General features: G+C 49.0%; 26 protein-coding genes and 1 tRNA gene. 8 read left to right on the top strand and 19 right to left on the bottom strand.

The window, feature by feature from the left end; translation table 11 throughout:
* Window positions 1-6: 6 nt before the first annotated feature.
* The 4 genes from T491_RS15335 to T491_RS0100965 all read right to left on the bottom strand — a co-directional run bounded on the left by T491_RS15335 (window position 7) and on the right by T491_RS0100965 (window position 4,591).
* Window positions 7-1,770 (bottom strand): phosphatase PAP2 family protein, encoded by a 1,764-nt coding sequence (locus T491_RS15335; RefSeq protein ID WP_081773183.1) that lies wholly within the window; start codon window positions 1,768-1,770, stop codon window positions 7-9.
* Window positions 1,771-1,774: 4 nt separating this feature from the next.
* Window positions 1,775-2,830: a metallophosphoesterase gene (locus T491_RS0100975; RefSeq protein WP_155949981.1), complete on the bottom strand. Its 1,056-nt coding sequence runs from the start codon at window positions 2,828-2,830 to the stop codon at window positions 1,775-1,777.
* Entirely contained in the window at window positions 2,824-3,534 is a 711-nt protein-coding gene (locus T491_RS0100970) for a hypothetical protein (protein WP_028902224.1), read from the bottom strand. Before T491_RS0100970 ends, T491_RS0100975 begins: the two co-directional genes overlap by 7 nt.
* Window positions 3,535-4,033: 499 nt before the next feature.
* The gene (locus T491_RS0100965) at window positions 4,034-4,591 is read right to left on the bottom strand and encodes an outer membrane beta-barrel protein (RefSeq protein WP_028902223.1); all 558 of its coding nucleotides are present in this window, start codon (window positions 4,589-4,591) and stop codon (window positions 4,034-4,036) included.
* A gap of 202 nt (window positions 4,592-4,793) precedes the next feature.
* Between T491_RS0100965 and T491_RS0100960 the strand changes: the two genes are divergently transcribed.
* Window positions 4,794-5,570: a M15 family metallopeptidase gene (locus T491_RS0100960; protein ID WP_028902222.1), complete on the top strand. Its 777-nt coding sequence runs from the start codon at window positions 4,794-4,796 to the stop codon at window positions 5,568-5,570.
* Between the two features lie 20 nt (window positions 5,571-5,590).
* Here T491_RS0100960 and T491_RS0100955 read toward each other — a convergent pair whose 3' ends face one another.
* The 9 genes from T491_RS0100955 to T491_RS0100915 all read right to left on the bottom strand — a co-directional run bounded on the left by T491_RS0100955 (window position 5,591) and on the right by T491_RS0100915 (window position 10,912).
* Window positions 5,591-6,082 carry an Lrp/AsnC family transcriptional regulator gene (locus T491_RS0100955; protein WP_028902221.1) on the bottom strand — a complete coding sequence of 164 codons (492 nt, stop codon included), beginning with the start codon at window positions 6,080-6,082 and terminating at the stop codon, window positions 5,591-5,593.
* A gap of 7 nt (window positions 6,083-6,089) precedes the next feature.
* Entirely contained in the window at window positions 6,090-6,542 is a 453-nt protein-coding gene (locus T491_RS0100950; protein ID WP_231480145.1) for a biopolymer transporter ExbD, read from the bottom strand.
* Window positions 6,539-7,063, bottom strand: coding sequence for a biopolymer transporter ExbD (locus T491_RS0100945; RefSeq protein WP_028902219.1), 525 nt, complete (start codon window positions 7,061-7,063; stop codon window positions 6,539-6,541). The genes T491_RS0100950 and T491_RS0100945 overlap by 4 nt, the downstream gene beginning before the upstream one ends.
* Window positions 7,024-7,383: a hypothetical protein gene (locus tag T491_RS0100940; RefSeq protein ID WP_028902218.1), complete on the bottom strand. Its 360-nt coding sequence runs from the start codon at window positions 7,381-7,383 to the stop codon at window positions 7,024-7,026. Before T491_RS0100940 ends, T491_RS0100945 begins: the two co-directional genes overlap by 40 nt.
* A gap of 9 nt (window positions 7,384-7,392) precedes the next feature.
* Window positions 7,393-8,235, bottom strand: a complete 843-nt coding sequence (locus T491_RS0100935; protein WP_028902217.1) for a MotA/TolQ/ExbB proton channel family protein — start codon at window positions 8,233-8,235, stop codon at window positions 7,393-7,395.
* 79 nt (window positions 8,236-8,314) lie between these two features.
* Window positions 8,315-8,405: transfer RNA gene (locus T491_RS0100930), tRNA-Ser, on the bottom strand.
* 50 nt (window positions 8,406-8,455) lie between these two features.
* Entirely contained in the window at window positions 8,456-9,238 is a 783-nt protein-coding gene (locus T491_RS0100925; RefSeq protein WP_033148194.1) for a TatD family hydrolase, read from the bottom strand.
* On the bottom strand, window positions 9,238-10,212 hold the full coding sequence (locus T491_RS0100920; RefSeq protein ID WP_028902215.1) for a polyprenyl synthetase family protein: 975 nt from the start codon (window positions 10,210-10,212) through the stop codon (window positions 9,238-9,240). The genes T491_RS0100925 and T491_RS0100920 overlap by 1 nt, the downstream gene beginning before the upstream one ends.
* 4 nt (window positions 10,213-10,216) lie before the next feature.
* The gene (locus T491_RS0100915) at window positions 10,217-10,912 is read right to left on the bottom strand and encodes an energy transducer TonB (RefSeq protein ID WP_028902214.1); all 696 of its coding nucleotides are present in this window, start codon (window positions 10,910-10,912) and stop codon (window positions 10,217-10,219) included.
* A gap of 99 nt (window positions 10,913-11,011) precedes the next feature.
* Here T491_RS0100915 and porQ point away from each other — a divergent pair, with 99 nt between their 5' ends.
* The 3 genes from porQ to T491_RS0100900 all read left to right on the top strand — a co-directional run bounded on the left by porQ (window position 11,012) and on the right by T491_RS0100900 (window position 14,073).
* Entirely contained in the window at window positions 11,012-11,962 is a 951-nt protein-coding gene (gene porQ / locus T491_RS0100910; protein WP_051522889.1) for a type IX secretion system protein PorQ, read from the top strand.
* Window positions 11,959-12,648, top strand: coding sequence for a (d)CMP kinase (cmk, locus tag T491_RS0100905; RefSeq protein WP_028902212.1), 690 nt, complete (start codon window positions 11,959-11,961; stop codon window positions 12,646-12,648). The genes porQ and cmk overlap by 4 nt, the downstream gene beginning before the upstream one ends.
* 96 nt (window positions 12,649-12,744) lie before the next feature.
* Window positions 12,745-14,073, top strand: coding sequence for an OmpP1/FadL family transporter (locus T491_RS0100900; protein ID WP_036915021.1), 1,329 nt, complete (start codon window positions 12,745-12,747; stop codon window positions 14,071-14,073).
* Between the two features lie 10 nt (window positions 14,074-14,083).
* Here T491_RS0100900 and folK read toward each other — a convergent pair whose 3' ends face one another.
* The 6 genes from folK to T491_RS0100870 are packed head-to-tail and all read right to left on the bottom strand — an operon-like array spanning window position 14,084 to window position 18,319.
* Window positions 14,084-14,506: a 2-amino-4-hydroxy-6-hydroxymethyldihydropteridine diphosphokinase gene (gene folK, locus T491_RS0100895; RefSeq protein WP_028902210.1), complete on the bottom strand. Its 423-nt coding sequence runs from the start codon at window positions 14,504-14,506 to the stop codon at window positions 14,084-14,086.
* Window positions 14,507-14,516: 10 nt separating this feature from the next.
* Window positions 14,517-15,581, bottom strand: a complete 1,065-nt coding sequence (gene queA, locus T491_RS0100890; protein ID WP_028902209.1) for a tRNA preQ1(34) S-adenosylmethionine ribosyltransferase-isomerase QueA — start codon at window positions 15,579-15,581, stop codon at window positions 14,517-14,519.
* A gap of 37 nt (window positions 15,582-15,618) precedes the next feature.
* The gene (gene truB, locus T491_RS0100885; RefSeq protein WP_028902208.1) at window positions 15,619-16,326 is read right to left on the bottom strand and encodes a tRNA pseudouridine(55) synthase TruB; all 708 of its coding nucleotides are present in this window, start codon (window positions 16,324-16,326) and stop codon (window positions 15,619-15,621) included.
* Complete coding sequence (locus T491_RS0100880) at window positions 16,326-17,183, bottom strand: undecaprenyl-diphosphate phosphatase (RefSeq protein WP_028902207.1); 858 nt, start codon at window positions 17,181-17,183, stop codon at window positions 16,326-16,328. Before T491_RS0100880 ends, truB begins: the two co-directional genes overlap by 1 nt.
* Before the next feature lie 9 nt (window positions 17,184-17,192).
* Window positions 17,193-17,417, bottom strand: a complete 225-nt coding sequence (locus tag T491_RS0100875) for a DUF3098 domain-containing protein (RefSeq protein ID WP_028902206.1) — start codon at window positions 17,415-17,417, stop codon at window positions 17,193-17,195.
* A 23-nt stretch (window positions 17,418-17,440) separates the two neighbouring features.
* The gene (locus tag T491_RS0100870; protein ID WP_028902205.1) at window positions 17,441-18,319 is read right to left on the bottom strand and encodes an ABC transporter permease; all 879 of its coding nucleotides are present in this window, start codon (window positions 18,317-18,319) and stop codon (window positions 17,441-17,443) included.
* An 89-nt stretch (window positions 18,320-18,408) separates the two neighbouring features.
* Between T491_RS0100870 and T491_RS0100865 the strand changes: the two genes are divergently transcribed.
* The 4 genes from T491_RS0100865 to T491_RS18220 all read left to right on the top strand — a co-directional run bounded on the left by T491_RS0100865 (window position 18,409) and on the right by T491_RS18220 (window position 20,709).
* Complete coding sequence (locus T491_RS0100865) at window positions 18,409-19,185, top strand: radical SAM protein (RefSeq protein WP_028902204.1); 777 nt, start codon at window positions 18,409-18,411, stop codon at window positions 19,183-19,185.
* 120 nt (window positions 19,186-19,305) lie between these two features.
* A complete protein-coding gene (locus tag T491_RS0100860) occupies window positions 19,306-19,980 on the top strand; it encodes a VapE domain-containing protein (protein WP_081773181.1) in 675 nt (224 codons plus the stop codon).
* Window positions 19,981-20,035: 55 nt separating this feature from the next.
* Window positions 20,036-20,578 carry a DNA-binding protein gene (locus T491_RS0100855; protein WP_028902202.1) on the top strand — a complete coding sequence of 181 codons (543 nt, stop codon included), beginning with the start codon at window positions 20,036-20,038 and terminating at the stop codon, window positions 20,576-20,578.
* 26 nt (window positions 20,579-20,604) lie between these two features.
* Window positions 20,605-20,709 carry a smalltalk protein gene (locus T491_RS18220; protein WP_155949980.1) on the top strand — a complete coding sequence of 35 codons (105 nt, stop codon included), beginning with the start codon at window positions 20,605-20,607 and terminating at the stop codon, window positions 20,707-20,709.
* The last annotated feature ends 15 nt before the right edge of the window (window positions 20,710-20,724 follow it).

Raw genomic sequence — 20,724 nt, 5'->3', positions numbered from 1 at the left:
TCTTTTTTAGAACGATATGGTTAAAGAGCCGCCAATTACGAAAGTATGGCGGTTCTTTTTTACATGTGTGGTAAGAGGCACTAAATTGGCACGAGCTTCCGCTGCAGCTTCGGCAGCCTCCTTCAACTCCATATCAGTTGGATCTGACTGGTATGCCTCATCCAGGAAATCCAGGAAATCAAAGAATGATGGCATCGCTGATTTCATGAACTGGGCGGGGTTATACTCCAGCGTATAGGTCTTGCGACTCATATCGTAGTCGATAAACAAACGCCAGGCATAGTTCTCCTTGTAGGCATAGGTCAAGGAAATACCTGTTCCCCACTTATTACTGTTATTAGCACTAAGCGTGAAGTAATCCCACTTCGTATCGTATGTCTTACCAGCATCAACAAACATATTGTCACTGAACAGGTCAACTTCTTTCACTCTACCCTGATAACGCGCCGACAGATTCAGTTCCTGCATGATGCTACGACCAGCCACCAGCTTAGCACCTAAGGCAAAACGTTTTGAAAGGGGCAGATTGAAGTACAAACCCAAATCAGCAGCAAACTCCGTCAGGTGATCACTCTCAATATTAAACTCCGGTCTCTTATCTGGTGTATTGAACACGATATCATTCAGAGAACTCAGATCGGCATCACTTGACAGACCAGCAAACATCTCCTTCACATCCTGGTCGGCAAAGTCGAGCACACGGTCCCAGCCTTTGATAGGCGAGCTGTTCACACGCAGACGACCACCGAAACCGATGTATTTATTGAAGAAGTAGGCACCTTCGGCCGATACAGCGGTTGAAGCACCGAACTTCAGATTAAAGTTATCGTGGGCATCGTTGGTTTCAACACCGAAATCCAGATTACGCGAACCGAGTCCCAGTCCCATTGAAATCGAGAAGAACGACGGATGGTAGATGATACTACGCTCGCTCACGGCATCGCCACGGAGCAGTCCTTTTCCTTTGAAGATCAAGTCGCTCAAGGCGTAACCTAACTCTCCCGACATGATACCGATACCGGCTCCCGAGAGTACATCGCTCACCCAGTGGCGGTTGTTCAACACACGCATCACTCCAGTGGCCGTTGCCACGCCATAACCAGCTACCGAGTACCAGGGCGAACGGGTCAGTCCATACTCCTTATGCAGCACAGTAGCACCTACGAACGCTGTTGCAGTATGTCCGCTGGGCCATGAGTTACGGGTCGAACCGTCGGGACGCATCTCCTTTGCGGTATATTTAATACTGTTCACAAATAAAGCCATAAATCCGTACGACATACCTGTCGATGCCAGATAACGTCCCCAATCACTACGGCCTTCTACACCGGCTATCTTCAGGCCTGTCGATAATACAGGACCAAAGAACTGGGTGTAGTTGTCTATCTCGGTCTTGAAATCAGTCACCAGTGTATGACGGTTCAACTTCGTATTCTGGCGGAAGGATTTCTTCTCACTCTTGGCTATGATACCAGCCAGGAACAAAGGCACGCCGGCAAACGTCAGGTCGTCCATCACCTGATAGGGCTTCACGTCGGAATTGGTACGCATCCATGTCAGCTGGTACTTCTGACTTCCGGATAGCAAGGGCGCCATAGGCAGTTCCAACTCAGGCCGGTAGGTATAGGCTGCCTTCATATCCAGTTTCATATCAATGGATGGAGTCACCAGTTTCAGGGGTTCCTGATTGGTATAATCCCTGTTTTCTGCCCTGACCTGACTGCATACTGTCAGCATGGCCATCAAAGCAAATAAAGTTTTCATTTTCATATCGTTACTTTTTAGTATAGTTCATTCTGACCTTCTCCCAGCTGATGGTACCGTCTTTCTTCACATGCACACGTATCAGATAATCGCCTGGATTGGGGTTATTGGCCTCACACATCGAGTCGAGAGTCAGATACTCTGTATTGCCCACTTTCTGATAGTCCCATTTATGCACATGCCCCAAGAACACCATATCCGTTTCCCACTCCGTAAACTTGTTCAACAGGAAGAACATCTCCTCACGAGGGAAAGTAGAGGCAAACTCTACCGACCGTGGACGGAAGATATTGGTATGACTGAAAACAAAGGTATGACGGATAACTCGCTCACCTGATTCATGATGATAATCATTCAATACACCTTGTTCCAACAGCTTGACCTGTTCACGTCCCAATGTACCACTGGCAGAGTCAAGGAAAATAAAATGATCCAACTGAGGAGGATAGAGATTTACTAAGACGTAAACATCATAGAACGATGAGTGGAATATACTCGACCACAAAGCCCACCCGTTGTGTGTAATGTCGTGATTACCCACCACAGGATAAAAAGGATACTTCACCTGATTAAGGAGGTATTCTTTATGATATACCGTATCTTCATATACAAAATAATCCGGCAGATCCTTCAGATATTCGTAATCTTCTTCATTGCCCTTGAAATGCTCTACGAAATTTTTCCTGGCATATTTCCATCGATACTCATCTATCAGGTCTTCGAGCGTGATATAGTATTCTGCTTTGGTATCGGCAATATCTCCCAAATGCGCCATCAGCAGATCGTTGTTATCGAGTGCAATCTGCAGCATTTCCCGCATACGCCCATCGTCAGTTGTCAGATGACTGTCGGCTCCCACTAAGAAGGTGTATTCATCCCCATCATAACCAGCGAGCATAGAACCTTCACCCTTATGATCCTGATAATAGGCATTCGACATTTTGACACGGTCCTCAACACCCGTACCACTTACCAACACTCCTATCGGACTCACTTTATCGCAAGCCGAAAGCAATAGCAGGACAGTTCCTGATAATATATAATGTGTAGTCTTCATGGTTACCATACGTATTTAAGTCCTAATTTCCCTGATGTCTCATATTTACTGGCCAACTGGCTCATACTACCTGCTGGACGCACATTAAACTCACCGAAGAGATACATCTGTTTGTTCAGGCGCCCGTAAAAGTTCAATCCCCAGTTGATGTTCCAGTTCTCATAATAGAAATCGTCGTAGTTACGGAAGAAGAGGCCTACATTCCACGAATTTGTACGCGGACGTATCATGGCTCCGAATCCGAAAGTAACAGTAAGTGGTTCGGTATAGCCGAAGTCACCCGTATGCCAATGAATATACGACTCACCCACACGCAGATAGAAATAAGGCATTTCCCAGGTAACCGAGAGATTGCCAATGGTCTCATTGGCATTCCAACGGTGATAACGATTGTACATCAGTTTAGCATCAAAATAGAGGTCGCCCCACCATACGGGCAGTCGATAACCACCCTGCACATCGTTCGAGTAGAGCTGCTTACCCCACTGCTGCTGTACATCAGCACCTATATGCCAGCGATCAGTCAGATGGCGCTTGTACGAAAGACCTATGCCGCCATAGCCACTAACAACAACGTTATGTCCCGCCATCACATAACCCGACACCTCGTTTCGATGCTTGCCATCGTAACGATGCTGCCCCACAAAAGCGTTCTGCGCAGAAACAGAGAGTCCACCTATCAGGAGTCCAAGGATAATGATTAGTCTATTCATATAATAGTTTTAAGCTACTTTTGCAAATTTAGGCAATTTTCATCATTTAAAGAGGTTTTTACTCTTAATTATTGTTAATCCAATCCTTTATAGCTATAAAAAGAGGCTCGTAGTAGTAATACGAGCCTCTTATTGCAGATGTTGCTACAACTTGTGTGCGCACTGCGTCACTATTGTCAAAAGGTATTAGAATTATTATTCGAAAGTAATCTAACTTTCACGACGTTGGCGCCGTAGTTCTTTTCATTATGTTCCAAAATCAAATTCACTCATTATTTTTCTTTCCGAGTGCAAAGTTAATACAAAATAATCAAACTCCGCAGAATTTAACATAAAATATCTTAAAACAACGACTTTTTTAGGCTTTCGTCAATAAAATCGATACAAACAAGTCGAATTAAACCCATTTTTTATATTCAGTTTTGAAAAAACAGCGCATTAAACAAAACAAGGCTCGCAGCAATTGCGAGCCTTGATTCTATAACAATATGAGGATTGATTAGAATGGAATCTTGTAACCCAGAGTCAGCATGATAACACTGTTCTTGTAGCTCTCATCAGTGTAGTCCTTCTTAACAATCTTAGACAGACCAAAGTTATAACGAGCATCAATCACAAAGTCGCCGAACTCGTAAGCAGCACCCAGAGGAATAGAGATATCGGTCTTATTGCAATACTCCTTGAAATCAACATTAGAATTCTTAGCCTTTGTCATGAAACCGAATTGTACACCAGCCTTCAGGGCAAAACCAGGAGCTACATAGCAGTTAGCCAATATTGGAACATTGATATACTCTGATTTAAAGTCTCCTACATTATTTTTACCCTTTTCACCTTGCATGGTATAGAGAGCACCAACAGAGAGACCAAAGTTGTCGCTTAGCATATAGCCCAACTCAGCACCAGCCACTTCACCAAACTTCATCTTACCATCAATGTTGGTAACGTTAGTCAATGTAGCACCAACCATTGGCTTCAAGAATACCTGACCTGCCTCCTGGGCACTTACTGTAACTGCTGCGAGCATCATTGCTGCAATCATCATTAGCTTTTTCATAATCGTTCTGTTTTAAATTAATAAATTCTGTTTCAGTTAATAGAGAGTGTTTTAAAATTCATTTGCAAAAATACACATTTTTTCAATACATGACCCGTTTTTTCAAGTTAAATAATATTAAATCAGTGAAAATATGTAGATTTTTTGTAATTTTGCAGCATAAAAGTAGCAACTTACATTAACAATTTAAAACTATTACCACATGAAAAAATTGATTTTGACAGTAGTCGCCGCCTTGATGATGTGCTTCGTGGCAGTATCCACCACCAGCTGTAAACATCAGGTTGCCGAACCAACCATCGCAGCCACCGAAGATGCGAGCAACTTTGTCAGACTGACAGATGTCGTACCCGACGCCATCCTCGAAATCCGTTACTATGGCACCTACAACTTTGTGGGCACACGTATCGACGGCTATTTAGCACCTACGGCATGGCTCACGAAGCCTGCCGCCGACAGTTTGAAGGCTGTCAGCGACGATGTCATCCAACAGGGATACCGGTTGAAGATATACGATGCCTATCGTCCACAGAAAGGTGTCGATCACTTTGTACGCTGGGCCCAGAACATACCCGACACGGTGATGAAACGCTACTTCTATCCCGATTTGGACAAGAGCGTACTGTTTGAACAGGAGTATATTTATGAGAAGAGCGGACATACCCGTGGCAGCACGGTCGACCTGACGCTGTTTGATATGAACACGGAGAAAGAGTTGGATATGGGTGGGACATTCGACTGGTTCGGTCCCGAGAGTCACCCCGACTTCTGCGGTAATCCCGAAACAGGCGAATATACTGGCAACAACAAACCGTCGCCTCAAGGTCGCAGTATCACCGCCGAGCAGTTTAAGAACCGCATGATACTGCGCGCAGCCATGCTACGCCACGGCTTTAAACCGTTAGACAGCGAGTGGTGGCACTTCACACTGAAGGACGAGCCTTATCCCGACACGTACTTTACATTCGATGTGAAGTAACCACTCTCATTAATAAACACTTAATCGGTATCCTCGCTGTCGTTATCTGCAGTGAGGATATCTTGTATAGGCAGCTGACGATCTATCTCGGTATGAAACGAGATGAGCGTCTGACTACTGCTCAGTCCAAGTGGCTGAAGCTTGTCATGGATGATGGTGAGCAGATGGTGGTTATTGCGTGCATAAATCTTGATAAACATATCGAAATTACCCGTTGTGTAATGGCACTCCACCACCTCAGGTATCTGCTTGAGCTGTTCGAGCACCTCGTCGAATGCGGCGGGGTCCTTCAGGTTTAGTCCGATGTAGGCACAGGTCTCATAACCTATCTTCTCTGGATCAATCACAAACTGTGAGCCCTTGAGCACCCCCAGTGTATTCAACTTCTGAATGTGCTGATGAATGGCAGCTCCACTCACATTACAGGCACGAGCCACCTCAAGGAACGGGATGCGTGCATCGGCGGCTACCAGACTCAAAATCTGTCGGTCGAGTTCATCAATTTTTACCATATCGTCGTTATTTATTTAATTCTGTTGCACTATAATTGATTTTCAAGGCATAGGCCTGCTGCAGTTGGCGTTTCACCTCAGCCACCAGTCCCATAGGCGCCTTTCGGTCTACACGCAGGTTGACGGTAAGTCGCTGCTGATTTTCATTCGAGAGACCGCCACGGATATGTTCAATGAGCGCAGGGATATCGGCAGGCTGTACCAAGTCGCCATTCAGCTGCACTCCCCAGGCACCATGATGATGACCGATATACAGGTTCACCACCGCCTGCTTATTAGTCAGTTTCTGCACCTCGCTACCCTGAGGCACCTCCAGACGCACCTTCACCTCGTCGCTACGCATGTGGGTCACAATCATAAAGAAGAAGAGCACCGTAAAGATGAGATCAGGCATCGACGCCACGTTGAGCGACGGTACACTGCGACGGCTCTGATGGAACATGCTACGCATGGGTCTCATTGGTCACCTCCTTTCTCTGCGATGGGCACTTCACTGATACGCTGTGGATAGTATTCGTTGATCAGGGCTCGTTGCTCGGCAGTACAGGTCTCGTAGCTATGACCGTAGTGTTTCTGCGCATACTCATTGCGCAAGGCGTGATAAGCCTCAACCACAGCATCCTGCATACGGAAGTAAGCCTCGTAGGTGGTGGCGGGATCAGCCTCGATCGACACCACATGCCCCGTGCGATTCACAAATGCCAATGCGTGGACCTCGGCTGTCAACTGCTCAAACGTGATGATTTTGCCATCGCATGAGAGTTGGTTATGGGCATCGAGTTTCACCTGCATTACGTTGTCGCGGTTGATATCCTTCGGCTGTTCGTGCTCCAGGGGAGGCGGAGCCATTTGGCGCAGCAATCCCTTCTCCGTGTCCATCGACGAGGTCACGAGGAAGAAAATCAACAGCATAAACGAGATGTCGGCTGTCGATGTGGTGTTCAGCTCCGGAATCTGCTGACGATAGCGCTTACGAAACATCCGATAATCAGTATAATAGAAGTATAGATAAACATATCAGCCACCCGCAGCCACAGCGGGTCGGTAAGCCAGATGCCATTGGTAAGGATGGGTTTGGTAGAACCCAAGGCAAAGGTGAGCGCCATGACCAGTACCAGTCCTGTGAGCACCAGCCAACCAATACGCCCGGCGGGCACACCGTTCACCACATCGTCACCCTTACGACGGAAGCGTAGTCCATGCCATACGGAATAGGCAGTCACACTCATAGCTACGGCCAGTGTAATATACATCAGCCAGAGCATGACATCAGCAATTGCGGGCGATACGAAATTATTCATCACTCTTCACTATTCACTCTTCGTTTTCCATTCGGCAATCATATCGAGGAGCATGATAGCAGCTTCTTCCATCTGGGCAGTCAAACGCTCAATCTTCGAGAGGATATAGCTGTAAAACAGCTGCAGTACCAGCGCCACCACGATACCGAAGATGGTTGTAATCAGTGCTACCTTCATACCTTGTGCCACGATGGTAGGACCGATATCACCGGCCTGCTGAATCTGGTCGAACGCCATCACCATACCAATCACCGTGCCTAAGAATCCGAGCGACGGTGCCATGGCAATGAAGAGCTTAATCCACGAGCAACCTTTTTCGAGGTTAGCCGTCTGCAGACCACCGAAATTCGTGATGCTACGTTCGATGGCATCCATAGGCTGCTTGATATGTAATAGTCCCTGATAGCATACCGAGGCCACAGGACCGCGCGTATTGCGACAGAGGGTCTTTGCCCCTTCCACATCATCGGCTTTCAGGCGTTTCTCTACATCGTCCATCAACTGATGGGTTTTGATTTCCGAGAGTGTCAGGTAGATGATACGCTCAATGCAGAACGCCAGTCCCAACACGAGGGCCAGTGCTACAAGCGACATGAAGGATACATTACCATCCACGAACTTGGTCTTGAGCTGCTTGTGCAGACCACCATCCTCCTCGCTGGCATCGTCGGCCAGCAGACCATCGAGTTCGGTATTAAGGGCTGCCAACGAATCGGCTACCGCAGCAGAATCCTGAGGCAGGATACATTCTGCGTTCTTGACCGTATCGGGCACAACTTTCTCCTGAGCAATACTGGTTTGCGAGAAACTGAGCAAACCTATCAGTGTGAATAGAAAAATCAGTCGTTTCATACCTCTTTGTTCTTCGCGGCGGAGAGAACAGGAAACCTCGGCACTATGCCTCGGTGCTTTGAATCCTCATTCCTCCCCCTGGCGGAGAGAACAGGATTCGAACCTGCGAGCCGGTTTTGCCGGCTACACGCTTTCCAGGCGTGCCTCTTCAACCACTCGAGCACCTCTCCCCATTGTTAAGCGGATGCAAAGGTAAGATTTTTACCGCATAATCCGCAGGTTAAACATTGATATTTAATACTTTTTTACAGTTTTCATTAGTCGCTCGTTCCAGCTCTTCTTCACTCACGCCATAAGCTTCGGCCAGGCGCTTCAACACGTAGGCCACAAAGGCTGGTTCGTTTCTTTCGCCACGCTTAGGCACAGGAGCCATATACGGAGCGTCGGTCTCAAGCACCAGACGGTCGAGTGGAACCACAGCAGGCAGTACCTCAGGTAGGTGCGACTTCTTAAAAGTTGACACCCCACCGACACCTAACACAAAACGATCGAACTGTAACAGTTCCTGAGCTTCGAGCTCATTACCGGTGAAACAGTGGAACACGCCACCTGGCAATTGGTCTTTATAGCGTTTCAGGATAGCCACCATCTCGTTCTGTGCCTTACGGCAGTGAATCATCAATGGCAACTGCAACTCTACCGACCAGCGTACCTGTTCCTCAAAAGCCAACAGCTGCTCCTGCTCAAACTCACGGCTCCAATAGAAGTCCAGTCCTACCTCACCGATAGCCACCGGTCTTGGAGAACAGGCAGCATCCAAGCGAGGTCTTATCTGCGCCAGCACCTCCTGCCAGTCGGTCTTCACGTCCTCGGGATGAAGTCCCAACATGGGATAGCAATAACCGGGATAGCGCTGGCATACAGCCATCACAGTATCAAGCGACGACAAGTTGATGCCTGGCACACCGATGGCCTGCACCCCTGCCTCACGGGCACGGGTTATCACGGCATCGATATCCTCGACAAACTCCTCACCATCAATATGACAATGCGTATCAATCATCAGCTCTGACGTTTCATCATATCGGCAGCATATGCCTTCAGGATGGTCTTGCGCTCCTCGCTGACGTTCACCTTAGCCAGATACACCAGACTTTCCTGATAAAATTCCTCTATCTTCTGCTCGCAGAGTTCACGGATACCTATCTCATTATAGAGGGCAGTCACGGCAGCCACCTTCTCGTTGCGGTCGAACTGCTCAGCCTCAATCCATTTCATCAGCTCAGCACGCTGCTCGGCATTGGCACGGTTCACAGCATTGATGAGCATATAGGTCTTCTTATTCGAGGTGATGTCGCCACCGATGTTCTTTCCAAACACAGCAGGATTGCCATACACATCGAGCAGGTCGTCCTGCAGCTGGAAGGCCAGTCCTAACTTCTCGCCGAACTTGTAGAGGTTGTCGATATCATCCTGACTGGCATCGGCCATGATGGCACCAACCTTACAGGCACAGGCCAGCAGCACACTGGTCTTCAGACGGATCATCTCGATATATTCCTCTTCAGTCACATCGTTACGCTGTTCGAACTCAACATCAAACTGCTGTCCCTCACCAATCTCGAGCGTGGTCTGGATAAACACCTGGAACACAGCAGGCAGATACTTGGAATCGCAGTCCTCTACACGTTCGAACGCCTGCAACAGCATGGTATCACCCGAGAGGATAGCACGGTTAGCATCCCACTTCTTGTGCACCGTCTCATGCCCACGACGCATGTCAGCGTGATCCATCAGATCATCATGCAACAGGGTGAAGTTATGGTAAGTCTCGAGTCCGATAGCCTGCGACATGATGCTCAGGGGATCGTCCTTATAGAGGTTATAAGCCAACAAGGTCAGTACGGGACGTACACGCTTGCCGCCGATAGATAGTACGTACTTGATAGGGGCGTACAACGAGGCTGGTTTGCGATCGTAAACCAGATGGTCGAGCGCCTCATTCACTTTCTTGAGAAGTTCTTCTGATGTATACATATACTTATAAGTTAAATACAACTGGTATGCAGACCATGGTGCGACACGGCTTAGCATCCATCATGCCAGCCTTCCACTGGGGCATGGTCTTGAGTACTCGCAGCACCTCGGCATCGCAGGCAGGCTCCAAAGGCTGAACCACCTGCAGGTCGGTCACCGAGCCATCCTTGTTAACCACAAACTGTGCCACTACCCTCCCCTTGATCTTGCGCTGCTGCGCCGAAGGGGGATATCTTAAGTTTTTAGTGAGCCACTTCATAAACTCTGCCGCGCCACCGGGAAACTGCGGCAGGTCCTCGACTACACGGAAGTCGATTGGCTCATCGTACATATCCACCACCTGCGGTTTCTCTTCCTCCGCCTTCAAGGTGGGTTCTTCTTGTTCTGTCTCCTCCTGCAGGATGGGCTCTGGTGCAAGCTCCACATCATTATCAACCAGATGGAGCTGTTGCGACTCCTGTTTCTCCACTTTCCGTTCCTGTGGCATCATCATCGGCACCTCGTCCTTATCGCGTTTCAGCGGCGAGAGCTCCACCTCGGCATCCAGGCTGTCGTCATCGTCGAAAAATGACCAGCCGCTACCGCCGCTGTTCCATTCAAGTGCCACGAACAGCGAAGCCAGCACCACAATCAGTCCCAACAGGAACCCCTGTGTGCGCTTTTGTTCCAAATCCGCTTCGCGGCTCTTCTTGACTTCCATCCTGAATATATTAAAACCGACTGCAAAGATAGTGATTTTTTCCATATAATGCGGAATATATTAAGTTTTTTTGCTATCTTTGCGACCAAAATAGGAGAAATGAACATCAGAAGCATCGTAATAACCACCCTGTTAGCTTGTGCATCGACAGCAGTCGAAGCGCAAGAGAGCGAGACGGTGTACAACTTCCTGCGACTGCCAGTTAGTGCCCATGTGGCAGCGCTGGGCGGCGAGAACATATCGCTGATAGCCGACGATGCCACCCTGATATTCCATAACCCGGCGCTGATTAGCGGTGTCAGCGATAAGACGCTGAACCTGAACTACATGACCTATATGGAAGGCGCCAAGACAGTGAGCGCCTCGTTTGTGCGTCTGGCTGGCGAACGGGCCTCGTGGGGCGTATCGGCACAGCTCATGGACTACGGCAGCATCAGACAGACAACCCGCTTTAATGAGGACTTAGGCGATTTCAAGGCCCACGACATAGCCATCGGTGGCACCTTTGCCTACGAGCTCACCAACCGTATCAGCGGTGGTATTACAGCTAAGTTCATCACCTCGACTATCGCCGGCTACAACTCGCTGGGTGTGGGTGTCGACTTAGGTGTGAACTACCTCGACGACGCCCATGGCTGGAGTCTCTCGGCTGTAGCGCGTAACTTAGGTGGACAGGTCAAGGCTTACGATGATAAGTTTGAGCGCATCCCCTTCGACCTGCAGGTGGGTGTCAGCAAACGCCTCATCAACTCCCCCTTCCGGTTCCATGCCACCCTGAGCCGTCTGACCAACTGGGACGAAGGTTTCGGGCGCCACTTAGCCGTCGGTGCCGACGTGCTGATAGGCGACAACATCTATCTGGCAGCAGGTTATAACTTCCGCCGTTCACAACAGATGAAGATTACCGACGACGAAGGTGCAGCTGCCCACGGTGCAGGCCTCTCGCTGGGAGCCGGTCTGTCGCTCCAGCGGTTCAAGCTCCATTTAGGCTGGGGCAAATACCACGTCAGCACCTCATCACTACTGATTAACATATCATACACATTATGAAGAAGATAACAATTGCAATCGACGGTCACAGTTCGTGTGGTAAAAGCACGATGGCCAAAGACCTGGCCCGCGAGGTGGGCTATGTATATGTAGACACTGGCGCCATGTACCGTAGCGTAACACTCTACGCCCTGCGCCATAACCTGTTTAACGAAGACGGTAGCGTGAAGACCGCCGAACTGGAACAGGAAATGCCCAACATCCAGATTTCGTTCAAGTTCAACCCCGAGACCGGTCGCCCCGACACCTATCTTAATAATGAGTGCGTGGAGCAGGCAATCCGCAGTCTTGAGGTGAGCAGCCACGTCAGCCCCATAGCAGCTGTAGGTTTCGTACGCACAGCCATGGTAGCCCAACAACAGCAGATGGGTAAGGACAAAGGCGTGGTGATGGACGGACGTGACATCGGTACCACGGTATTCCCCGATGCCGAACTGAAGATTTTTGTCACAGCCTCGGCCGAGGTACGTGCCCAGCGCCGTTTCGACGAGCTGAAAGCCAAAGGCATGCCTGCCGACTATGAGGACATCCTGAAGAACGTACAGGAGCGCGATTATATCGACTCACACCGTGAGGTAAGTCCACTACGCAAAGCCGACGATGCCCTTGAGTTGGATAACAGTCACATGACCATTGCAGAACAGAAACAGTGGCTTTTGGACCGTTTTAACGAACGAGCTGTATAAAAATTGTTCTTTTTGCGCATTTTTCTCGTCATTTTTTCGCTTTTCTATATTTTTTTGGCTACCTTTGCAGCCGAAATTCATTAGAATCTGAAGAAAATGACGAGAAAATTATTTATTTTAGCCTTATTGGCTATGGCTACAACAGTCACTGTCCACGCTGGTGGACTCATGACCAACACAAATTATCACATAGCATTCGACCGTATGTTTGCACGTGGAGCATCAACCGAAATTGATGCAGCCTACAGCAACCCTGCTGGCCTGGCTTGGGGCCACGAGGGATTCCAGTTTTCCCTGAACTTCCAGAAGCCTTGGCAGTATCGTAACATCGAGGCAGTAACAACAGCTGGCAGTCAGAAGTTTGAAGGCAAAGCCTCTGCCCCCATCGTGCCTGCTCTGTTCGCCTCATACAAAAAAGGAAACTGGGCATTCTCTACCATGATTGGTATCGTAGGAAGTGGCGGTTTCGTAGAGTACAAAGAGGGTGTACCCATGTTCAACATGCTCGTACAAGGCATGTTAGGTCAGATGAACATCGCCCCGAACAGCTATAAGATTGACTCTGAGATGAAGGGCAAACAATACATCTACGGCGGTCAGGTTAACATCACCCGCAAGATCAACGACAACTTCTCGGCTTCAATCGGACTGCGTGCCAACTACTACGACGGTTACTACCGTGGTCACGTATTAGCCAACGAGCATGCTCAGTTAGGCGATCTGACCACACTCGCACTCGATGTTGATCAGCGTGGTTGGGGTTTCGCGCCCATCGTAAGCTTCGACTACCACAACGGTCCACTCACCATCGGTGCCCGCTACGAGTTCCGCACCAAGATTGAGACCGAGAACAAGACCAACACCCTGAACGCTGGTCTTGGCACAAACCTTCAGGCCATGTTGATGCAGAGCAATCCTGCTGCGTTGCAACAGATTGCCACTACCCTCGGCACCTACACAGCCGAATACCAGGACGGCGTGAAGACCCGCTACGACATGCCCTCGCTCTTTGTAGCTGCAGTAGGTTATGAATTCTCGTCCAAACTGCGCGGTGCAGTAGAATACCACTTCTTCGATGACAAGCACGCCAAGATGGCAGGCAACCGTCAGAAGGAGCTGGAGCATGGCACCCACGAGATTCTGGCAGGTGTAGAGTACGACATCAACGATAAGTTCACCATCAGCTGCGGTGGTCAGCGTACCGACTACGGTCTCTCTGACAACTACCAGAAGGATACCTCATTCGCCTGCGACAGCTATAGCGTAGGTTGCGGTGGCGCCTGGAACATCAACGACAAGATGCGTCTCAACGTCAGCTACTTCTGCACCTTGTATAGCGACTACAACAAGCCAGCCAGCTATGGCTCAGAAGTCTACAGCCGCACCAACCACGTGATTGGCGTAGGTTTAGACTATAGATTTTAATTTTATCAATTCAATCTCTAATTTCGCGAAGCGGGATCATCACAAAGTCGCGCTTCAACATCAGGGGGTGGGGAATCTGCAAGTCGGGTTCATCCACCCTCAGATCGTCATATAGCAGAATGTCTATATCTATCAGGCGGTCGGCATAGTGACCGCCAACCGATTTATGCGTGCGTCCTAATTCACGCTCAATCTGCTGCGTGGCAAGCAGCACCTCGCGAGGCGACAACATGGTCTCGCAAAGCACAGCTGCATTGACAAAACGGTTATCCGACTCGAACCCCCAGGGCTCGGTCGAAATAAGAGAGGACTGGCGCAGCACCAGTCCTACTCTCTCGCCGATAAGCAATATAGCTTTACGGATATTTGCCTCCTTGTCGCCGAGATTACTCCCCAGACTCAGGAATACCCGATGTAACTCTTCACTCTTCACTATTCACTAATTAGTCGTCCAGCATCAGGATAGCATCGCCATAGCAACCGAACTTATAACCCTCCTTGAGGGCACGCTGATAGCCTTCGTACAGCAGCTCATAGCCTACAAACGAAGCCTCGGTCATCATCATAGGCGACTCTGGATGATAGAAATTACCGATCATCGAGTTGCACAAGCCGAACTCGTATGGTGGGAAGATGAACTTGTTGGTCCATCCCTCAAACTCCTTCAGCATACCGTCGGTACCTACTGCACTCTCGGTAGCACGGGCGGTGCTCACACCTACACAGCACACACGGTGACCATTCTCCTTGGCAGTATTCACGATATCGCAAGCCTCCTTAGGAATAAACATCTGCTCGCTCGACATCTTATGCTTGGTCAGATCCTCCACCTCGATGGCATCGAAGTTGCCCAATCCGCAGTGCAAGGTGATAAAGGCAAAGTTGATACCCTTGATCTCCATACGCTTCATGAGCTCACGACTGAAGTGCAGACCTGTGGCAGGCGCAGTCACAGCACCCTCGTTCTTGGCATAGATAGTCTGGAAGTTAGTCATATCCTCCTCGTTAGCCGGACGGCGGTCGATGATATAACGTGGCAGCGGAGCCTCACCCAGTCCGAAGAGCATCTCCTTGAACTCATCGTGAGGACAGTCATAAAGAAAACGCAGCGTACGACCACGGCTGGTAGTGTTATCAATCACCTCAGCCACCATGGGTCCATCTTCCTCGAAGAACAGTTTGTTGCCGATACGGATCTTACGGGCAGGCTCAACCAGCACATCCCACAGACGCTGATCAGCATTCAGCTCACGCAGCAGGAACACCTCAATCTTGGCATCGGTCTTCTCCTTGGTACCGTACAGACGGGCAGGGAACACCTTCGTGTCGTTAAAGATAAAGGCATCGTCCTCATCAAAGTAATCGAGAATATTACGGAAATCAAGTCCCGACTCGATACGCTTACTCTTACGGTGCAACACCATCAACTTGCACTCGTCGCGGTGGAATGGCGGCTCGAGCGCAATCTGCTCTTCAGGTAACTTAAACTTAAACTGTGATAACTTCATATTTTAATTATTTCACTATTCACTAATCACTCTTCACTCAATCGAGGTCTTCACTCAAATTCTCTTCCAGCCATGCAGGAAACTCATCGAAGGTGAGACAGTCCTCCAGTCTGACATCACCCACACGGGTACGGCAGAGTGCTGTCAGATGGGCACCACTGCCCAAGGCCTCACCGATGTCACGGGCCAGCGAGCGGATATAGGTACCCTTTCCACAGCCCACACGTATCTGCAGCTGCATCTTCTCAGGATCGAAATCCACGAGTTCGATCTCATCGATACGCACCGGTTTCTCGGCCAACTGGTGATCGCTACCCTTGCGGGCCAGTTCGTACGCACGGTCGCCCCCCACCTTACAGGCAGAGAACAGCGGCGGACGCTGCATGATATCACCAACAAACTTAGGCAGTGTCTGCTCTATCAGCTCTCGGGTGATATGACCGGTGGGATAGGTCTGATCCACCTCGTGCTCCAGATCGTAACTGGGCGTAGTGGCACCTAACTGCAGGGTAGCCGTATATTCCTTTGAGTGCTGCTGCAGAGCCTCAATCTGTTTGGTGGCCTTGCCGGTACACAGCACTAACACACCTGTAGCCAGGGGATCGAGCGTGCCGGCATGTCCCATTTTCACACGTTTCACATGCAAGCGTTTCGACAGCACATAACGGATATGTGCCAATGCGCCGAAGCTCGACATGCGATAGGGCTTATTAATATAGATATATGCTCCTTCCTGGAAATTCATTAATCAACCATTGCTAGTGACTGCCCCATGAGAAGCATTATAATAATGATACTACCTACCACGATACGATAGATACCAAAAGCCTTGAATCCGTATTTGGTAATGTAGTTTACAAACCACTTCATGGCCAGAAGAGCCACTACAAACGCAATTACACAACCAAGTATAAGCATAGTGATGTTGTGGCTTGTGGCCCATACAGTATCTTCCTTCAGCAGGTCGAGCAAATCGAGCAGTGTAGCACCAGCCATAGTTGGCACAGCCAGGAAGAATGAGAACTTGGCAGCACGACGGCGGGTAAGTCCCTGAGTCATACCTCCTACGATGGTAGCCATCGAACGAGATACACCAGGAATCACAGAGATACACTGGAAAAGACCAATCATGAAGGAACGACGCTCGTCGACCTTATTATCCTCGCTACCCTTATTAAACAGTCTGTCGCAGAAGAGCATGAACACACCACCCAGAACCAGCATGATAGCAACTACCTCTACGCTATCAAGCAGCCAGTCGAGCAAGCCAGACTTCTTGGCAAGAAGTCCGATAACTACTGCAGGAAGCACTCCCACAATCAGTATCCAGTAGAAATTGTACTTATGCTTAAGCTTCTGCCAAAGCGAGCTACCCTGAGGAGCAGGTGTATTATCAAACTCAAAGAAACGCTTCCAGTACAAGCATACCACCGACAAGATGGCGCCAAACTGGATAATAAACGTGAAGGCATGTACAAAGGGATCGCCCTGAGGTACACCTAACAGATTCTGTGCTATAATCATGTGGCCTGTCGAAGAAACAGGCAGAAACTCAGTCAATCCCTCTACAATAGCAATAATAATAGTCTGAATCCAATCCATATCTTATTATTAATCTTTTGGTTTTCTAACAACAGCATATATCATCGACACAAAGCCGAACAGACAAACCACAGGTGCCACCTTGGTACGGCGCACACTGAAGATATCGGGTTCGAACGTGGTGTCGGTAGAGTTAGGACCTACCATCAGCAAGAAGCCAATCACCACGATGACCATGCCGATTGCCAACAATATAAAGTTGGTCTTATCGAATGCAAAATTCTTTTTATCCATATCTATTCACTAATCACTATTCACTAAATTTTATATAGTTCTCCTGCCGACATACGGAGGAACTTGTTCACCGAGATATATGAGCAGGCAGCTGTGATGATGATACCGAACAGCAGTACTGCCACAGCGGTAATCACGAGTTCGCGCCAGGTGATGATGGTCAGCATGTTAGGCTCATAATAGTAGAATCCGTACATACAACCGCCTAATACAGCGATAGCTATCAGCGCCGCAATCACGCCCACCAGCAAAGCCTGTTTCATAAACGGTGCTCGGATAAAACTCCACGAAGCGCCCACCAATTTCATCGTATGGATGATGAAACGGCGAGAATACACGCTCAGCCGCACGGTGTTGTTGATCAGCGAGAACGACACAAACGTGAGCAGAACGGCTAATGCCAGCAGCACCAGGTTCACCTTGGTCAGGTTCTGGTTCACGCTGTCCATCAGGTCCACCTGATAAGCCACATCCGTCACCTTCGGGTTCTTCTGCAGCTCTTTGGCAATCCACTTCAACGAGTCGCGGTTGGCATAGTCAGAGTGCAGTTGTAACTCCAACGTTGCCGGGAAGGGATTCACTCCCAAGAACTCCGACGGATCAGACCCCATCGCCTCGCTCTGTTCCTTCAGTGCCTGTTCCTTGCTGATGTAATCGATGTTTTTTGAATAGGGACGATGATACAAGTCGCGACACAACAGTTTTGCGCCGTTCACCGATACGTCGTCGCTCAGCATCACTGTCACGGTAAGGTTCTCTTTCACCCACTGTGACAGATTACGAGAGATCTGGACTGAAAATACCACCAGTCCAAGCAAAACCAGCACCATCGCCGTACTAATGCAAAGTGTTACCAACTGCACACCGCGACGGTTGCCAGCATCATTTTTTCGTCTTTTCATTAATTTACGTACGTAAAAATTCGAATTCGGCTGCAAAGATACTATTTTTTTTCTTTATCACAAAAAAAAAGTGTAATTTTGCACCCGATATGAGTACAATTATTTATCCATCGCCAATTTTCGGACCCGTTCATAGTCGCCGATTAGGCATTTCGCTCGGCATCAACCTATTGCCAGCCGACGGTAAGGTGTGCAGTTTCGACTGCATCTATTGTGAGTGTGGTTTCAACGAAGACCATCGCCCCACCCTTCCTATGCCTACGCGCCAGGAAGTAGCCGAGAAGCTCGAAGCCAAATTGCAGCAGATGAGTGCCGAAGGTCAGCTGCCCGACGTGCTGACCTTTGCCGGCAATGGCGAACCCACCTGTCATCCGCATTTTGCCGAGATTATCGACGATGTGATCCGCCTGCGCAACCAGTATTGCCCCAGCGCCAAGGTATCGGTACTCAGCAATTCCACGATGATCCACCGTCAGCAGGTGCATGATGCCCTGATGAAGGTAGATAATAACATCTTGAAACTCGACACCGTTGATCCTTTATATATTAATAAGGTTGATCATCCCAACGGCACCTACGATGTGGCACGCATCATCGAGCGCCTCAAGGCCTTCCACGGCCATGTCATCATCCAGACCATGTTCATGCGTGGCACATGCAACGGCGAGAGCATCGACAACACCAGCGAGCACTATGTGGCACCCTGGCTCGAAGCCGTCAAGGCCATCAAGCCCCAGCAGGTGATGATCTACACCATCGACCGCGAGACGCCTGCGCAAGGCCTCGAGAAAGCCACCCACGAGCAACTCGACGCCATCCGCGACCGTGTCATCGCCGCCGGCATCCCCTGCACCGCGTCGTACTAAGAGAATGTGAAATTAACCTCCAACTCAACTCATATTGACTGGGGACACTATATGGGCTTGCATCATTTTGCAAGCCTTTTTTGTTGTTTTGAGGCATCTTTATGTTAAAAAGCATGTAACATCGGCCCGCAAGGCATCTACAAAACCACCTTTTTCCGCTATCTGCTACCACCCGCACTAAAAGCATACTATCACGAAAACTCGAGCAACTCATTTACGACAAAGGACGACCAGATTGCCCTTGTTGAGAATAGTCTGGTAGAAATCGAGGAAATAGACATGTTCAAAGACCGTGATAACGCCGAACTCAAATCGCTTTCCACCAAAGTAACCCTGAAAATCAGACGACCATACGATAAATACGTCATGGCCCGACACCGATTGGCATCGCTCTGCGCTACAGGCAATCAGGAGCGTTTTCTTACGGATGAGACGGGCAACCGCCGTTGGTTATGTTTCCGCGTAGCCAACATCGATAATCCACGACAATGGGAGCTGGATTACGAACAACTCTTCGCCCAACTACGCGACGAGTATTATGAGGGGTTTGCATACTGGTTCGAAAAGGCCGAAGAGGAACGCATGAAACAACAGAACGAGAATTTCCGGATTATCAGCGACGAGGAGCAGCTCATCACGCAACGTTTCCGTGCCCCCAAACCCGGTGAGCCATTCAAGCACCTGAGCGGAGCTCCAGGATCAGGATGCACTACAAAAATCACCTATTTATCAGAATTTTCTTCGGATGTTAGACAATGCCTGCCAACGGCTTTCAAAGAAGTAGTACCTTTGTAACGTCATTCCGGATGGCAACAACTATTCACTATTCACTAATCATTATTCACTAATTATGTTACGTTACATTTTACAGCAAATCAAAATTACCAGTCACAAGTGTTTTGGTAAGTGGTTCGCCAAGAACGTGGTTGAGGAAACTATCGACCTGGACGCTCTGGCAGAACACATGAGTACTCACAACTCGCCCTACTCCAAGGGCGTCATCAAGGGACTCTTAACCGACATGATCGGCTGTATCAAGGAGCTCCTGCTGGAGGGCAAGAACGTGAAGATCGACGACCTGGCCATCTTCAGCCTTGGCATTAAGAACAAGGAGATGGCGCTGAAGGAGGAAGACTTCACCGTGAGTAAGAACATCGAGGGAGTGAAGCTGAAGGCCCATGCCACTGGCGACCTGATGAGTAAGAGCCTCAACCTGGAGGCTACTATGAAGAAGGCCACCTTTGTAAACGGTAAGCTGACCACTGTTCCATCCAACTCAGGTAACACCAGCGGTGGCAGTTCTACCACACCAAACAACGGGGGTAACACCGGTGGCGGTGACAATACCGGTGGTGGTGGCGACAATACGCCAGGCGGACCTGTTGAGGATTAAATAACCATTAAAAAATCAAACGAATTATGACAAAAGTTAACTGGACCAATGTTGCTAAAGTCCTTAAATTTATCGCAACAGTGATTACCGCAGTTCTCGGAACCATAGCCGTGCAGTCATGCGTACAGTAAATACCATTGAAAATC

Origin of the sequence: Prevotella sp. P6B4 (assembly GCF_000619985.1) — a bacterium.
In the GTDB taxonomy this organism is placed as follows: Bacteria; Bacteroidota; Bacteroidia; order Bacteroidales; family Bacteroidaceae; genus Prevotella.
The sequence above is the reverse complement of the archived record's forward strand: the minus strand, read 5'-3'. Positions and strand labels throughout refer to the sequence as shown.

Bases quoted from the DNA above. Each gene is read 5' to 3' on its own strand.
- T491_RS15335 (WP_081773183.1), bottom strand. From the start codon at position 1,770: ATGAAAATGAAAACTTTATTTGCTTTGATGGCCATGCTGACAGTATGC.
- T491_RS0100975 (WP_155949981.1), bottom strand. From the start codon at position 2,830: ATGGTAACCATGAAGACTACACATTATATATTATCAGGAACTGTCCTG.
- T491_RS0100970 (WP_028902224.1), bottom strand. From the start codon at position 3,534: ATGAATAGACTAATCATTATCCTTGGACTCCTGATAGGTGGACTCTCT.
- T491_RS0100965 (WP_028902223.1), bottom strand. From the start codon at position 4,591: ATGAAAAAGCTAATGATGATTGCAGCAATGATGCTCGCAGCAGTTACA.
- T491_RS0100960 (WP_028902222.1), top strand. From the start codon at position 4,794: ATGAAAAAATTGATTTTGACAGTAGTCGCCGCCTTGATGATGTGCTTC.
- T491_RS0100955 (WP_028902221.1), bottom strand. From the start codon at position 6,082: ATGGTAAAAATTGATGAACTCGACCGACAGATTTTGAGTCTGGTAGCC.
- T491_RS0100950 (WP_231480145.1), bottom strand. From the start codon at position 6,542: ATGAGACCCATGCGTAGCATGTTCCATCAGAGCCGTCGCAGTGTACCG.
- T491_RS0100945 (WP_028902219.1), bottom strand. From the start codon at position 7,063: ATGTTTCGTAAGCGCTATCGTCAGCAGATTCCGGAGCTGAACACCACA.
- T491_RS0100940 (WP_028902218.1), bottom strand. From the start codon at position 7,383: ATGAATAATTTCGTATCGCCCGCAATTGCTGATGTCATGCTCTGGCTG.
- T491_RS0100935 (WP_028902217.1), bottom strand. From the start codon at position 8,235: ATGAAACGACTGATTTTTCTATTCACACTGATAGGTTTGCTCAGTTTC.
- T491_RS0100925 (WP_033148194.1), bottom strand. From the start codon at position 9,238: ATGATTGATACGCATTGTCATATTGATGGTGAGGAGTTTGTCGAGGAT.
- T491_RS0100920 (WP_028902215.1), bottom strand. From the start codon at position 10,212: ATGTATACATCAGAAGAACTTCTCAAGAAAGTGAATGAGGCGCTCGAC.
- T491_RS0100915 (WP_028902214.1), bottom strand. From the start codon at position 10,912: ATGGAAGTCAAGAAGAGCCGCGAAGCGGATTTGGAACAAAAGCGCACA.
- porQ (WP_051522889.1), top strand. From the start codon at position 11,012: ATGAACATCAGAAGCATCGTAATAACCACCCTGTTAGCTTGTGCATCG.
- cmk (WP_028902212.1), top strand. From the start codon at position 11,959: ATGAAGAAGATAACAATTGCAATCGACGGTCACAGTTCGTGTGGTAAA.
- T491_RS0100900 (WP_036915021.1), top strand. From the start codon at position 12,745: ATGACGAGAAAATTATTTATTTTAGCCTTATTGGCTATGGCTACAACA.
- queA (WP_028902209.1), bottom strand. From the start codon at position 15,581: ATGAAGTTATCACAGTTTAAGTTTAAGTTACCTGAAGAGCAGATTGCG.
- truB (WP_028902208.1), bottom strand. From the start codon at position 16,326: ATGAATTTCCAGGAAGGAGCATATATCTATATTAATAAGCCCTATCGC.
- T491_RS0100880 (WP_028902207.1), bottom strand. From the start codon at position 17,183: ATGGATTGGATTCAGACTATTATTATTGCTATTGTAGAGGGATTGACT.
- T491_RS0100875 (WP_028902206.1), bottom strand. From the start codon at position 17,417: ATGGATAAAAAGAATTTTGCATTCGATAAGACCAACTTTATATTGTTG.
- T491_RS0100870 (WP_028902205.1), bottom strand. From the start codon at position 18,319: ATGAAAAGACGAAAAAATGATGCTGGCAACCGTCGCGGTGTGCAGTTG.
- T491_RS0100865 (WP_028902204.1), top strand. From the start codon at position 18,409: ATGAGTACAATTATTTATCCATCGCCAATTTTCGGACCCGTTCATAGT.
- T491_RS0100855 (WP_028902202.1), top strand. From the start codon at position 20,036: ATGTTACGTTACATTTTACAGCAAATCAAAATTACCAGTCACAAGTGT.
- T491_RS18220 (WP_155949980.1), top strand. From the start codon at position 20,605: ATGACAAAAGTTAACTGGACCAATGTTGCTAAAGTCCTTAAATTTATC.